13 protein-coding genes are annotated in these 14,497 nt (G+C 53.1%); 9 read left to right on the forward strand and 4 right to left on the reverse strand.

From position 1 onward, the window contains the following. The first annotated feature begins 104 nt into the window (after positions 1 to 104). The 4 genes from NQU17_13275 (at position 105) to NQU17_13290 (ending at position 4,590) form a co-directional block, all read left to right on the forward strand. Positions 105 to 1,643, forward strand: a complete 1,539-nt coding sequence (locus tag NQU17_13275; GenBank protein ID UUM11596.1) for an ABC transporter ATP-binding protein — start codon at positions 105 to 107, stop codon at positions 1,641 to 1,643. Then, positions 1,643 to 2,734, forward strand: a complete 1,092-nt coding sequence (locus NQU17_13280) for an ABC transporter permease (GenBank protein UUM13520.1) — start codon at positions 1,643 to 1,645, stop codon at positions 2,732 to 2,734. Before NQU17_13275 ends, NQU17_13280 begins: the two co-directional genes overlap by 1 nt. Positions 2,735 to 2,738: 4 nt before the next feature. Beyond that, positions 2,739 to 3,728 carry an ABC transporter permease gene (locus tag NQU17_13285; GenBank protein UUM11597.1) on the forward strand — a complete coding sequence of 330 codons (990 nt, stop codon included), beginning with the start codon at positions 2,739 to 2,741 and terminating at the stop codon, positions 3,726 to 3,728. A 247-nt stretch (positions 3,729 to 3,975) separates the two neighbouring features. Further along, entirely contained in the window at positions 3,976 to 4,590 is a 615-nt protein-coding gene (locus NQU17_13290; GenBank protein ID UUM11598.1) for a helix-turn-helix domain-containing protein, read from the forward strand. Between the two features lie 393 nt (positions 4,591 to 4,983). Here the strand turns inward: NQU17_13290 and NQU17_13295 are convergent, their stop codons facing one another. Further along, positions 4,984 to 6,354 carry a sodium:alanine symporter family protein gene (locus NQU17_13295; GenBank protein ID UUM11599.1) on the reverse strand — a complete coding sequence of 457 codons (1,371 nt, stop codon included), beginning with the start codon at positions 6,352 to 6,354 and terminating at the stop codon, positions 4,984 to 4,986. A gap of 244 nt (positions 6,355 to 6,598) precedes the next feature. On the opposite strand from NQU17_13295, the gene NQU17_13300 reads away from it, so the two are divergent. Then, entirely contained in the window at positions 6,599 to 6,946 is a 348-nt protein-coding gene (locus NQU17_13300) for a phage holin family protein (GenBank protein UUM11600.1), read from the forward strand. 212 nt (positions 6,947 to 7,158) lie between these two features. Further along, complete coding sequence (locus NQU17_13305; protein UUM11601.1) at positions 7,159 to 7,329, forward strand: hypothetical protein; 171 nt, start codon at positions 7,159 to 7,161, stop codon at positions 7,327 to 7,329. 200 nt (positions 7,330 to 7,529) lie between these two features. Here the strand turns inward: NQU17_13305 and NQU17_13310 are convergent, their stop codons facing one another. Both NQU17_13310 and NQU17_13315 read right to left on the reverse strand, forming a co-directional pair. Beyond that, positions 7,530 to 8,414, reverse strand: coding sequence for a DMT family transporter (locus tag NQU17_13310; protein UUM11602.1), 885 nt, complete (start codon positions 8,412 to 8,414; stop codon positions 7,530 to 7,532). A 172-nt stretch (positions 8,415 to 8,586) separates the two neighbouring features. Next, on the reverse strand, positions 8,587 to 9,660 hold the full coding sequence (locus NQU17_13315; protein ID UUM11603.1) for an ArsR family transcriptional regulator: 1,074 nt from the start codon (positions 9,658 to 9,660) through the stop codon (positions 8,587 to 8,589). Between the two features lie 360 nt (positions 9,661 to 10,020). Here NQU17_13315 and NQU17_13320 point away from each other — a divergent pair, with 360 nt between their 5' ends. Next, positions 10,021 to 10,761 (forward strand): gamma-glutamyl-gamma-aminobutyrate hydrolase family protein, encoded by a 741-nt coding sequence (locus NQU17_13320; GenBank protein ID UUM11604.1) that lies wholly within the window; start codon positions 10,021 to 10,023, stop codon positions 10,759 to 10,761. Between the two features lie 130 nt (positions 10,762 to 10,891). On the opposite strand, the gene NQU17_13325 is transcribed toward NQU17_13320, so the two are convergent. Beyond that, positions 10,892 to 11,884, reverse strand: coding sequence for a hypothetical protein (locus tag NQU17_13325; protein UUM11605.1), 993 nt, complete (start codon positions 11,882 to 11,884; stop codon positions 10,892 to 10,894). A 433-nt stretch (positions 11,885 to 12,317) separates the two neighbouring features. Here NQU17_13325 and NQU17_13330 point away from each other — a divergent pair, with 433 nt between their 5' ends. Further along, entirely contained in the window at positions 12,318 to 13,490 is a 1,173-nt protein-coding gene (locus tag NQU17_13330; protein ID UUM11606.1) for an ABC transporter substrate-binding protein, read from the forward strand. Between the two features lie 87 nt (positions 13,491 to 13,577). Further along, positions 13,578 to 14,495 carry a branched-chain amino acid ABC transporter permease gene (locus NQU17_13335; GenBank protein ID UUM11607.1) on the forward strand — a complete coding sequence of 306 codons (918 nt, stop codon included), beginning with the start codon at positions 13,578 to 13,580 and terminating at the stop codon, positions 14,493 to 14,495. The last annotated feature ends 2 nt before the right edge of the window (positions 14,496 to 14,497 follow it).

The raw sequence follows: 14,497 nt of genomic DNA on the forward strand, positions 1-14,497 counted from the left end.
CCTTACCGTCATAAAATTTTGCCGGCCGTATTCGATCAGAAAACGGGAAATCCGTTCGCAGTGAACAGCTGGCGAAAAAATCCACCCATGAAAGGATGATAAGTTTGGAACAAACCAGTGCAGTCCTGATGAAAAATATTACCAAGCGGTTTGGGCCGGTGAACGCCAACGACGGCATAACCCTGGAAATCAAGAAAGGGGAGATCCTGTCACTGCTGGGCGAAAATGGCAGCGGCAAGACCACCCTCATGAATATGCTGGCGGGAATCTATTTCCCGGATGAGGGCCATATCGAAGTAGACGGCAAACCCGTGACCATTTCTTCGCCCAAGGATGCCTTCACCTGCGGCATCGGCATGATTCACCAGCATTTCAAGCTGGTGGATGTATTTACCGCCGCTGAGAACATCGTGCTGGGGTTGGAAGATGAAGGGAAGCTGGACCTGAAGAAAGCAGCCGCCAAAATTACGGCGATCTGTGATAAATATGGGTTCAACATCGATCCCAATAAAAAAATCTATGATATGTCCGTTTCGGAAAAACAGACGGTGGAAATCGTCAAGGTTCTCTACCGCGGGGCGCAGATCCTGATCCTGGATGAACCATCCGCCGTTCTGACCCCGCAGGAAACGGACCGGCTGTTCGATGTCATGCGCAACATGAAAGCCGACGGCAAGGCCATGGTCATCATTACCCATAAGCTGAACGAAGTAATGGATGTGTCAGACCGGGTAGCCGTTCTGCGCAAAGGCAAATTTATTGGAGACGTCGCCACCAGCCAGACCAATCCGCAGCAGCTCACCGAAATGATGGTGGGTCATGCGGTTGCCCTGAATATCGACCGGCCGCTGCCGGTGGATCCCGTTCCGCGGCTCAAGGTCCAGAATCTGACCATTTATGACGCCATGGGCGTCAAGCGCCTGGACAATGTCAGCTTCACCGCCATGGGCGGAGAGATTCTTGGCATTGCCGGCATTGCCGGTTCGGGCCAGCGGGAACTGCTGGAGGCCATTGCGGGCCTTCAGCCCATCAGCCCGGGCGCCCACATCCGGTATACGCCCATTGACGGAACCCCCGTCAATCTGGTGGGGAAGACACCGCTTCAGATCAAGAAAGCCGGAATTTCCCTGGCCTTTGTGCCGGAGGATCGTCTGGGCATGGGTCTGGTCGGATCCATGGGCATGACCGGCAATATGCTTTTGCGCACGTACCGCAAGGGACACATCGGATTCACTGACCGCAAAGCACCCAAGAAACTGGCGGAAGACGTCATGCAGCAGCTGGAAGTCGTAACCCCCGGCATCAATACGCCGGTGCGGCGCCTGTCCGGCGGCAATGTCCAGAAGGTTCTGGTCGGGCGGGAAATCGCCCAGATGCCGTCGGTTCTGATGACGGCCTATGCCGTTCGCGGCCTGGATATCAACACCTCCTATACGATCTACAACCTGCTGACCGAGCAGAAAATGAAAGGCGTCGCCGTCATCTATGTCGGAGAAGACCTGGATGTTCTGCTGGAACTTTCCGACCGGATTATGGTTCTGTGCGGCGGCCAGGTCAGCGGAATCGTGGACGGACGGACCACCACCAAGGAAGAAGTGGGATTGTTAATGACACGCTTTGAGAAGGAGGCTGTACAGGAATGATGACAACAAGAAAAGAACCTCTCCTTCGTATCGCGAAGCGGGACAGCATCGCCGCTCCGAAAGCCTACACGATCCGGATTGCCGCCGTGCTGCTGGCACTGGCCGTCAGCGGACTGTTCATCTTCGCTGTTACCAGACTGGATCCGGTCAAGGTGTTCGAGGCCATGTTCAATGGCGCCTTTGGCACCAACCGGCGCAGCTGGGTCACCATCCGTGACGCCATGATGCTTCTTTGCATCGGCGTCGGACTGGCCCCCGCCTTCAAAATGAGATTCTGGAACATCGGCGCCGAGGGTCAGATCCTGGTAGGAGCCATTGTGACAGCCGGTCTGATGCGAGCTCTGGGCGGAGACCTGTCCACCCCGCTTCTCCTGGTCGTCATGGCCTGCCTGAGCCTTCTGGTGGGAGCACTCTGGGGCGTCATCCCCGCCACGTTCAAGGCGCTTTGGAACACCAATGAGACCCTGTTCACCCTGATGATGAACTACGTCGCGATCCAGCTGACAAGCTACGCGGTCGCCCTCTGGGAGAACCCGGTTGGCTCCAATACCGTCGGCGTCATCAATCAGCAGACCAAGGACGGCTGGTTCCCGGCAGTCTTCGGGCAGGTCTACGGCCTGAATGTCCTGATTGTCGCAGCCCTGGCGATTGGCATGTATCTGTATCTGAAGTACTCCAAGCAAGGCTATGAGATCTCCGTCGTCGGAGATTCCGTGAATACAGCGCGCTATGCCGGCATCAATGTCAAAAAAGTCACGATCCGGACCATGGCAATTTCCGGAGCAATCTGCGGCCTGGCCGGCTTCATCGCCGTTGCCGGCGCCAGCCACTCCATCTCCGCCGCCACCGCCGGCGGCCGCGGCTTCACCGCCATCATTGTCGCCTGGCTGTCCAAATTCAACAGCTTCGTGATGGTACTGATCTCCTTCCTCCTGGTGTTCCTGGAGAAGGGCTCCGTCCAGATCGCTTCTCAGTTCAATCTGAATGACTACGCGTCCAGCATCATTACCGGGATCATCCTGTTCTTCATCCTGGGCAGCGAGTTCTTTATCAACTACCGACTGATCCTGAGAACAGGGAAGGAGGCCTAGCATCATGTCAAGCGCACAACTGATCCAGCTGCTGCTGTCAGCCATTTCGTTCGGAACCGTCATCATGTATGGCGCCATCGGAGAAATCCTGACGGAAAAATCGGGCAATCTGAACCTGGGTGTCCCCGGCATCATGTACCTGGGCGGCATCGGCGGACTGGCCGCATCTTTCTTCTACGAACTGAACAATCCCGCGCCCAATGCCCTGATCTGTCTCATCATCAGTTTTGCGGCGGCCTTCCTGACCGCTGCCCTGGGGGGACTCATCTACAGTTTCCTCACCATCAGCCTGAGGGCCAATCAGAACGTCACCGGTCTGACCCTGACCATCTTTGGCGGCGGAGTCGCCAACTTCTTCGGCGGCGACCTGAGCCGGATGGCCGGCGGAGTCGGACAGATCTCCGTACCGGTCACCAGCGGTATCTACCGGGCCAATATCGCCGATGCCACCAATCTTGGGGTGATCGGTTCCCTGTTCCTGAGTCATGGCTTTATGGTCTATCTGGCCATCATCCTGGCCATTCTGATGAGTCTGTTCCTGAACCGGACCAGAAAAGGCCTCAATCTGCGGTCCGTTGGTGAGAACCCGGCTACGGCAGACGCGGCCGGCATCAATGTCACCCGCTACAAATACCTGGCTACCTGCATGGGCGCTGGAATCTCCGGTCTGGGCGGTCTCTACTACACCATGGATTACATCAAGGGCACCTGGGCCAATGACGGAACCATCGAGTCCCTGGGCTGGCTGGCCGTTGCGCTGGTTATCTTCGCGACCTGGCGCTCCCTCAACAGCATCTGGGGATCCTACCTCTTCGGCCTGCTCTTCTGGGTTTATCTGGTCATCCCGAATCTGGGCCGCCGCGACATTGAACTCTATAAAATGCTGCCCTACCTGGTCACCATCGCCGTCCTGATTTTCACCTCGCTGCGCAAGCGCCGGGAGAATCAACCTCCGGCCAGTCTGGGTCTGCCGTACTTCCGCGAGGAGCGTTAGGCAGAAAGCGAGATCCCTGTTCTAAAGATCATTCCGGGAGTCTTCCGCAGAAGGAGACTCCCGGTTCATTTTCTGCGACCGACGAAGGCAGCCGCAGCAGAAACCGGAACCCAGACAGCACGAAAACCAGCCATCAGCCGGGGCTGCAACGGCAGGTTGCACAATTTCCAGCTTGAAAGCATGGTTTCGCAACCAGGGAAAATGGTATATTACAGGTGAAACAACAGAAACTTTTGGGGAGGCTATCATGAATTTGAATGAAAAGCTGCTATATTGCAGGAAAAAAGCGGGACTGTCTCAGGAGGCACTGGCGGAACAGATTGGGGTATCGCGCCAGGCGGTCAGCAAGTGGGAAACCGGCGAAGCCATGCCGGAACTGACCAAATTGAAAAGTCTGGCGGATGCCTTCGACGTCTCGGCCGACTGGCTGCTTTCGGATGAGCCGACTGAACCGAGTGACCCTGATCCGGTCCAAATTCCGACCCTGACCGCATCCCAACCGCAATGGGTCGATGCGCTCCCTGGCATGATCAAGGGAATGATCCGATCCTATGGCTGGCTGGCAGGTGTCCATCTGGCGGTGAGCGGGGCTTCCATCACTGGACTCAGCGCCCTGGCACTCTACATAACCGGTAAAATGCTGAGCAATCCCTTCGGGTCATTTGACGATAACTTCCCCGGCGTTTCCCTGGAACCGGCCGGCGGCATGTTCTCAGACTTTGCCAGCAACAATCCGGTCACCATCATGAGCAAGGTTCTTCTCGGCTTCGGGATCATTCTGATGATCGGCGGCGTGCTCCTGGCCTTCTTCCTGAAGAAATGGGGAGAAAAACAGGAAGCGGATTCCGGAGCTGTCAACTGAACCGATGCTGCCGCAGGCGAACCTAATGGAGGAACAATCAAAGACTCAGGCCGAAGGCCTTGATATCTTCTGAATCAACAAATGAATCCTCTGCGTCCCCGAACCTCATGGATCGGGGACGCAGAGGATTCTGCTTATGCTAAGAGCTTGAACATACAACGGCAGGTACGGATCTATGCTTAAAATCAGTGCATCCGTATTACTTTTTTCTTTGTCTGGCATCAAAGCAACTTCCCGTTCAGGGCATCGGGAAGTTGTTCCGCGTCGGGGTTCAGCCATTCTTTCCAGTCAGACCATCAATAGTTCTTCCGTCTCTGATTTTGAGAGTCTTCCGTGCCGGAAAAAGAAAGCCTCCCGTGCCAGGCACGGGAGGCTTGAACATATTCCGTTCGATTACTTGAAGTCCTCGGCATGGTACTCCTGACCGGAGCGGTAGTGCGTGAGGATCTTCTTGACCTGGGGGGCCAGGAACAGAAGAGCGACAAGGTTCGGGAATACCATGATGTCGTTGAAGAAGTCGGCCAGGGTCCAGACGAAGTCGACTTTCTGGGTCAAAGCGGATCCCAGAATGATAAAGACAACGACCAGAATGCGGTAAGGCAGGAGCCCCTTCTTGCCGAACAGATAGCGAATGTTGGACTCACCGAAGTAATACCAGCCAATGATGGTGGTGAAGGCGAAGAAGGTGAGGCAGATGGCGAGGAAACTGGTGCCGAAGCCGCCAAAGGCGGTAGTAAAGGCCTGCTGAGTAACCAGGGGGCCGGCCAGACCCATCTTATGGGCGCCGGTGACCAGGATCACCATGGCGGTGCTGGTGCAGACGACGATGGTATCGATAACGACACCGACGATGGCAACGAGTCCCTGCTGGGCCGGATGTTTGACATCAGCAACCGCATGAGCGTGCGGGGTGGAACCCATACCGGCTTCATTGGAGAAGAGGCCGCGGGCAACACCGAACCGGACAGCTTCACGCACGGTTACACCGAGCGCTCCGCCCATGACCGACTGCGGATTGAAGGCACCGACGAAAATGGACTGGAAGGCCGGAATGACCTGATCCGCAAACAGGATCATGACAGCGACGGTTCCCAGAATGTAAAGGACGGCCATAAAGGGCACGACCATTTCAGCAAAGGTGGCGATCCGCTTCATGCCGCCCATGAAGACCAGAGCAGCGGCAACGCCAAGGATGAGTCCAATGATCAGGGGATTCAGACCGGTGGCGGCGGTAACCGAGGCGGAGATAGAGTTGGACTGAACCAGGTTGCCGACAAAGCCCAGGGCAATGATCAGGGCAACGGAGAAGAAGGCTGCCAGGGGCTTTGACTTGAGTCCCTTGCTGATGTAGAAGGCAGGACCTCCGACATAGTTGCCATCACGCACTTCGCGGTACTTCTGAGCCAGGACGGCTTCCCCGAAGATGGTGGCCATACCGAGGAATCCGGAAACCCACATCCAGAAGATTGCTCCCGGACCGCCGGACATGATGGCGGTTGCCACACCGGCGACATTTCCGGTGCCGACCTGAGCCGCTACCGCAGTGGCCAGCGCCTGGAAGGATGACATGGATCCTTCTTCAGCGGATTCTTTCTTTTTGAAAAGACCGCCGAAGGTGTTCTTGAACGCTTCTCCGAAATGACGGACCTGGGGGAATCCCAAATAAACCGAATAAATGATTCCGACGGAGACCAGGATGATGAGCAGTACGCTGGACCACATCATATCACTGGCTTGGGTGATAAAGTTTACTAGTTGTTCCATGATAAGACCTCCTACATTTGTATATTTATGTATAGATTAATGATAGTATAGCAAGGCTTATTCGTCAACGATTTAACAATGTGGGAATGATTCCATGGAATGGCTTAACTATTGTTAACTATTTCATTGGATCATTGGGAATTTGGGCGCATCTCTTGGAGTATGTTGTCAGTCCGGTCTTTAATATTCGCTTAATCCCAATTCTTTATAGTAAAAAAAGATCAATATTCTGGGAGGAATCCATATGAAACTGTTACAATCCTGGCTTTTGACCACGCTCGCGATCCTGGGAGCTTCCCAACTGATGCCCCAAAGCTTCCATGTCGATTCGGCAGCCACCGCGGCTGTTGCCGCCCTGGTCCTGGGAATCCTGAATGTGACCATCAAGCCGATTCTGCACATCCTGTCATTTCCCATTACGCTCCTAACCCTCGGCCTGTTTTCCTTTGTGATTAATGGCATCATTATCAGCCTGCTGGCCCGGCTCATGTCCGGAATGGAAGTTTCCGGCTTCCTGTCCGCCCTGCTGGTCGCCATCGTCATTTCAGTCATCCAATCGATCCTTCATTCCTTTACCAAGTCCAAGCGCTGATTCTGTACTGGGACTGAATCGATGGCAGGGGAGTTGTATTCCCCAATTAATTTGATACAATACAATTAATAGTTAACAAATGATGAGGAGGTGTCATGATGAACATCATCATTGACCCGGATGCAAGAGAACTGATTGAAACCAAAGGGAACTGCGAATTCACGCTGGATCTGATGCGTGCCCAGGGCTGATGCGGTGCGATTGAGCAACCAATGGTTTCATTGGGAAAACCCCGCAGCAAGCCCATTCTGTTCACGCCGGTGAATCTGGACGGGCTGACCATGTACAAGCAGAATACCTTCGGCGAGGACCTCAGGTTCCGGATCAGCGTCAGTAAAGTCCTGTTCTGGAAGATGCTGCGGATTGAACCGTACCGCGAATGACCGGCACAGCCGAGATCCTTCGGCAGATTCAAGGAATCGACAGAAGCCAGGTACGGCGATGATTCGGGTGCCGCGGTGATTCCGGTGCCGCGCAAGTCATCCAATGAAGGTTGAATCAACAACGAGCGAAATCGACACGTCCCGGAAGGATGTGTCGATTTCGCTCATTTCTGTCAGTGGTTATGAACGGTTTGCCGGCATCAGGCATGGTTTCCCTGGACGGGTTCGGGCTTTTTCGCCGGCTTGATTTCTGCCAGCAGGATCGCGGAAAAGATAATGAGTCCGCCGGCGATGAGCCGTACGGTCATGGTTTCATTAAGGAACAGGAAGGAGAACAGGGTTCCCCAAAGGGATTCGGTGGAAAGCAGGATCGCAGAGCGCGTTTCACTGGTGTATTTCTGTCCGTAGGCCTGCAGCAGAGTGGTCAGGCTGGTGGAAAAAACGGCCAGGTAGAGGACGGAGACCAGTCCGGATTGGTTGAACGGGGCGAAGGGGGTTCCTTCTGCGGCGGCAGCCAGCCCGGACAGGACCATGCAGGTGACGGTCTGGATAATGGCGATATCCGCCGGATGTTCTTTTTCCATATAGAGAGTGGTGTAGAAAATGTGGAAGGCAAAAGCCACGGCACACCCAAGGGTCAGAAGGTCACCGATGTTTACCTGGCCATCGGTCCGCAGAGTCAGAAGCCCGATGCCGATGATGGACAGCACTGCTCCGAATACTTCCTGTCTGGCCAGTTTCCGCTTGTACAGAAAGTATGCGATGATGGGAACAATGATGACGTTGACGCCGGTCAGGAAGGCGTTTTTGGATGGCGTGGTGTATTTCATGCCGAAGGTCTGCAGCACGAATCCGATAAAGAACAATGTACCCAGGATGATTCCCCGGTGGATGGTTCGTTTTTTTAACTGAGGCACTCGCTTGTGAAAAACGCCCGCCAGAATCAGCGATGCGATGGAAAATCGCAGGAACAGGAGCTGCAGGGGCGTCAGGCTGTCCAGGGAATTTGCCACGGCGACGAAACCGTAGCCCCAGATGATGGCGGTCAAAAGCAGAATGATCTCCCCCGGGATCTTTCGTTTCACGATAGTTGTCCTCCTTTGTGCGTTTCTCTAAAAACAGTGATTCTTCTATTATAAGACATCATAAGCCATCCGGTCCGTGTCATCTGCAACTTTATTTTTGCGACTGGAACTGGATTTTCCATAGGTTTATCAAATAAAAAAAGCCGTCTGCAAGCAGCCGGCAACGAAGGGGCTATTTAATGTTCAGGTCCTCCAGGAGGCCTGCGATGGCGTCTTTCATTCGAGTCTCGTTGATCCGGTAGCCGTTTTTGCGGCGGTTGGCATCAAACTGGATGAGCCGATCATTGGTCAGCTGCTTCAAATGATAAGAAATCGCGGCGCTGGTCACTCCAAGCTTTTCAGCCAGGACCTTCGTGGAGGAATCACCCTGGGCAATGAGTTTCAGGACTTCATAGCGGGTTTTATCCGCCAGGTTCTTGAAGACCGTGATTCGTTCCTCTTTGCTGCGTTGTCTGAACTCGGTCAGACGGAAGTAATAATCCAGGACATTGATTCCGAGGAAGATATCCGTATAATCTGCATGGGTGATCAGATTGAAACTGTAGTCGCTCAGTCCCAGCAGATAGAAATTGATGGTTTCACTTTTTCGAAGGGCTTCGATGGTTTCAGTAAAAACATACTGTTCCATCATCGCCTCCAGCAGGGCGTGATCGCCGCTGGCCAGAGTCCGCTCCAGCTGTTTGGCATAACCAGAAATGGAATATTCCACATCCTGGTAAAACTTGTGAAAAATGGGCTTTACCCGTTCCATGAAGGCGACAAATTCATCGCGGACGTGCTCGGGATCCTCCAGAATTTCCAGGAGCTTCCATTTATCACTGGTTTCCAGGGAGCTGGATGACAGGATCTGGAAGGCTTCCATCAGGTAATTGGGGGATTTTTCCGCCGTCGGGATGACCAGATCGAGCTTACGGTCAAGGAAGGAACTCAGATGCGCGGTTAAGGTGTCCTTGCTCAGCGCTTTGACGCTGGCTAAAAAATCATTCTCATCCTTGAGCTGGCGCAGGTCAAACTGATACATCAGATCAAAGTAATAGGAATAGCCGGAAAACTTGAAGCGTTCGAATTCATCTTTCAATCCGGACATTTCTTCCGCGATCAGCGTCCACCGTTCGGTGGATGCCGGGTCCATGATTTCATAATTCAAGGCGCCGAATGCCTTTTCACTTTTCTCGTACAGAGCCAATGCGGGGAAAAATACAAATTCCACGACTCTACTGGATCCCAAATAGAATTGGAATTTCATGTTTCTTTCCTCCTGCGGAAGGGTCGGGATGGAATGGGGCACAGGCTTAATGTAAACCTTTTTAATCTTTGAATATAAATTAAACCCTTGTTTAATATTAGGGCCATTCACTGAATTTGTCAATGGATCAGGGTCCTGGCTGGCAAAGAAACTCTATACCTCGCCGATAAATCTCATTTCTGATAATGATCTGTTCTGATCACGGAACTGCCGATCCGATGAAAGGTTCGGATTTTGCGCCGGCAGTCCGGGATGCAGCTCCATGGAATGCTATAATGAGGGTGGCGCATGAGAGTATTCGATCCAATGGGAATGAAGCTCATCGGCTGCTGCATCAACTGGAACATGAGGAGAATATGAATGAAGCCATTGATTGGAATCACTGCCAGTGTGACCTGGGAAACCGACAAAGAGACATTTTCTGGCTACAAGAGAAATTATCTGAGTTTTGACTATGTGGACGCAGTAGCTGCCGGAGGCGGAATTCCGGTTATTCTGCCGGTGACCCAGGAACCGGAGGTGATCCGCGAAATGGTGAGCCGGCTGGATGGTCTGCTGCTGTCCGGTGGTTCCGACATTTCTCCCATCCTGCTGGGGGAAGAGCCTCGGGAACGACTTGGGATGACCATTATGGAGCGGGACCGGAGCGAATGGATGATCCTGACTGAGGCGAAGCAGAGAAAGCTGCCGATTCTTGGCATCTGCCGCGGTTTTCAGCTCCTGAACTGTTTTTACGGAGGCAGTCTGTTTCAGGATTTATCCGAGTCTGCCGATTTCTACATTCAACATAACTTTAGAGGTCTGCCCGGTGTTCCGGCTCATTCCGTGATCCTGGAGGAAAACAGCCTCATCCGGGAGCTTCTGGGAGATCACAACCAGGTGAATTCCCACCACCACCAGGCACTGGACCGGATCGCGCCGAATTTTCGGGTAACGGCCCGGGCAGTGGACGGAGCGGCGGAAGCCATTGAATTACAGGATCCGGATCAGTTTATTCTCGGCGTCCAGTTTCATCCGGAGATGATGCATAAATCCCAGCCCCATGTCATGACGATATTCCAGCGATTTGTTCAGGAAGCAGAAAAGTTCAGGGTCCGCTGACCCTGAACTTTTTTTGCTTCCTCTATGTTTTCAAACGAAGGGTCTGTCAGCCCGAATCCGGATTTTTTGAAAGACCGGTTCCTGGGAGGCTTTGCTGCACAGACCCTGATCGGGCGGAAGACGGATTCTTCTAAATGTAGCGCTTGCGGCGGAACCACCACAGGCTGCCAAAGACAACCATCAGGGACAGGAAGATGACGCCCAGATAACCCTGCGGGTGATTCAGCTCGGGCATAAACTCAAAGTTCATCCCGTACCAGCCGGCGATGAGCGTCAGGGGCAGGAAGATGGAGGCGATCACCGTGAACAGCTTGGCTGTTTTGTTGAAGCTCAGATCAACCTGTGCCTGCCACGATTCCCGGACCTGGGCAATGGTATCCTGGAGGTTGGTGAGCTGCGAGCTGAGACGGTCGGCTTTGAGGGACAGCTTCATGAAGTACCGGTCGTACCGTTCGGGAATCAGGTCAGACTCGTCAATTTCCAGGATTTCGATAATGTCCTGGGTGGGCTCGATGTAGCCTTTGAGGAACTGCAGCTCCTTGCGCATCCGGACCAGCAGGTCCATATGCTGATCCGGATCCCGCAGCTGGCGCGGCCTGTACTTCTGCGCGTCATCCACCTGGACGATTTCCAGGATCTGGTTTTCGAGCTCCAGGGCACGCTGTTCCAATTGCAGGATCAATCGTTTGTCGTTGTCCAGGACTGCGTCGATGAAGGTGTAGAGGGCCCGGTAAATTGAGCTTTTATCAATTCGGTTCAACGCATAGCTCAGTTCCTCGAAGTCGCCGTGATACACGATCATGACGTTATACTGCCCCAGGAAGACGTTAATTTCCCGGGCAATCAGGTTTTCCTGAGTGGATGGGTCATTCAGGATATTGTTGATAATCAGGAACAGGAGATTATCGTAGAACTCGGCATTGGGTGACTGGTTGGCATCCAGGGTTTCGGCAAAAGCCCGTTCGGGAAAGCGGAAAACGCTCTTGAACTCGGCAAATTCACGCGGGGAGAGCAGTACCAGGTGCTGAGCGGCGGGATTATCGAAAAACGCGCTGTCCAGATCCTGAGCCGAAAGATTCAATGGCGTCGTACTGTCCTTCAGGCCTAACTGATAAATTTCCATAAGCAGAACCTCTGATTCTTGATACCTATAGAATAGCACATCCGGACAATTCCGGTCGATGCAGCCATTTTCTGTGCGGGAAATGCAAGGTGTTTCCTGAAACCGTCAATTATCTGAATCAAATATAAATTTATAAATAATGTGTCTTTTACAGGTGGACAGATGGCCGACCTGGTGGAATCCTTTACAGAAAGCGGAATCGTAGATGTAAAGAACGTGAAAGTCCAGTAAAATCAACGTTTCTATTCCATAATTTTACACTCAATCCCATGAATGGGGCGAATGGGTTTGTTAATCAAAATTGGCTTTTTCATTAGATTGCCAATTTTGTAAAAACTGCATTGACAATCCCATAATCAGGTTCTAAACTCATTCTATAATATTCAATCTTTGTGAATATCTATGAACAGAAGGGAACTACAGGAGGGAAGCAATGAAAAAATCAGTCAGTAAACTAACCGCTCTATTGTTGACATCAGTTCTACTTGCAGCAGGATGCTCGAATGGCGGATCGACAACGACCCCGTCCAGCGGCGGAACCGCTCCAGCCGGGGGCACCATCAAGATCGGTGTCTTCGAACCCCTGACCGGCGCCAATGCAGCAGGCGGACTGCTCGAACTCGATGGCATCAAGCTGGCACACAAACTGTATCCATCCGTTCTGGGACAGCAGATCGAACTGGTCCAGGCTGACAACAAATCGGACCGTGTGGAAGCTGCCAATGCCGCCTCTTCACTGGTCAACGCCAAAGTCAATGTCGTTCTGGGCAGCTGGGGATCCTCACTCTCCATCGCTGGCGGCGTCGCCTTCCAGAATGCCAAGATCCCGGCCATCGGTACCTCGGCGACCAACCCGCAGGTTACAGAAGGCAATCCTTACTACTTCCGCGTCTGCTTCATCGATCCCTTCCAGGGAACTGTTATGGCAAACTATGCGTTTACCAAGCTGGGCCTGAAGAAAGCAGTCATTCTGCGCGAAGTCAACAGTGACTACTCCGTTGGTCTTGCCAAGTTCTTCGAAGAGCAGTACAAGAAACTGGGCGGAACCATCGTCAATACCTTCAATTTCCAGACAGGCGACCAGGACTTCAACGCAATCCTGACGAACCTGAAGAGCTCCGGCGCAGAAGTTGTATTTGCTCCCAGCAACTACACGGAAGCTGGACTCATTATCAAACAGGCCAAGGAAATGGGCATCACCGTTCCGTTCCTCGGCGGCGACACCTGGGAGACTCCTCAGATGGTTGAAATCGGCGGACCGGCAGTGGACGGCGTCGTATTCTCCACCTTCTTTGATCAGGATCACCCGCTGACCGCAGAAACCACCAAGTTTATCGAAGAGTGGAAGAAAGAATACCCCGGCAAAGAACCCGCCGCAGTATCCGCTCTGGGCTACGATGCTTACCTGATGGCTTACAAAGCCATTGAAGCTGCCGGATCAGCTGATCCAGCCAAGATCCATGAAGCCCTGGGCAAAGTCAAGGACTTCCAGGGAGCAGCCGGAGTCGTCAATTTCGACGCGAACCGCAATGCGATCAAGGACGCAGTCCTGAAAACCGTCAAGGACGGCAAGTTCACATTCTTGGATATCGTTAAGCCGGAATAATCACCTGACCATCAGGCGATCACTTCCTTCCTCATCGGGGGGACCCCCTGATGAGGAGGGAAGTATATTTTTTAGAGAGGTGATTTCATGAGTACCCAAGCCCTGTTCGAATGGCTGTCGCAAAACCTGCTCAACGCTTTGGCCCTGGGCAGTCTGTATGCTCTTCTGGCCATCGGCTACACCATGGTATACGGCGTTCTGAAGCTGATTAACTTCGCCCACGGTGATATTTTCATGGTGGCAACCTACTTCTTCTTTTATGCCCTGACCCGTTTCCAGCTGCCCTGGTATGTCGCCTTCTTCGGCGTCATCATCCTGACGGCTATCCTGGGTATGGCGGTCGAGAAAGTCGCTTACTCAACCATCCGCGAAGCGCCAAAAGTTACCCTGCTGATTTCCTCCATCGGAGCCTCGTTCCTTTTGGAGACATTGGGAACCGTCGTATTCGGCGGCATCACCAAAAGCATTCCGCAGCTTCCGCTATTCAACACCGTCATGGTGCTTGGTCCGGTGCGGACCCAGCGTCTGACTTTCATCATCCCGGTTGTGACTGTAATTTTCCTGGTTATTCTGGTGTATCTCATTGATAAGACAAAAATGGGAATGGCCATGCGTGCTCTGTCCAAGGATCAGGAAACGGCATCCCTGATGGGCGTGAACGTGAACCGGACCATTTCCTTTACATTTGCGGTGGGTTCCTCGCTGGCGGCCATCGGTGCCATGCTGTGGGGCCTTAAGTACCCTGCCATTATCCCGCTGATGGGCGTTCTGCCCGGACTCAAATGCTTCATCGCCGCCGTTGTCGGCGGAATCGGCAGCATCAAGGGTGCTGTTCTGGGTGGTCTCATCATCGGTTTCGGCGAGATCTTCATTGTTGCCTCGAGCTTTATTACTAAGGTTGATATATCCGGATACAAGGATGCCTTCGCATTCATTCTCCTCATTGTCATCCTGATGTTCCGGCCGGGCGGCATCACGAACCAAAAGATCACGGAGAAGGTGTAGCT

Source organism: Clostridiaceae bacterium HFYG-1003 (assembly GCA_024579835.1).
GTDB lineage: Bacteria > Bacillota > Clostridia > Clostridiales > Clostridiaceae > JG1575.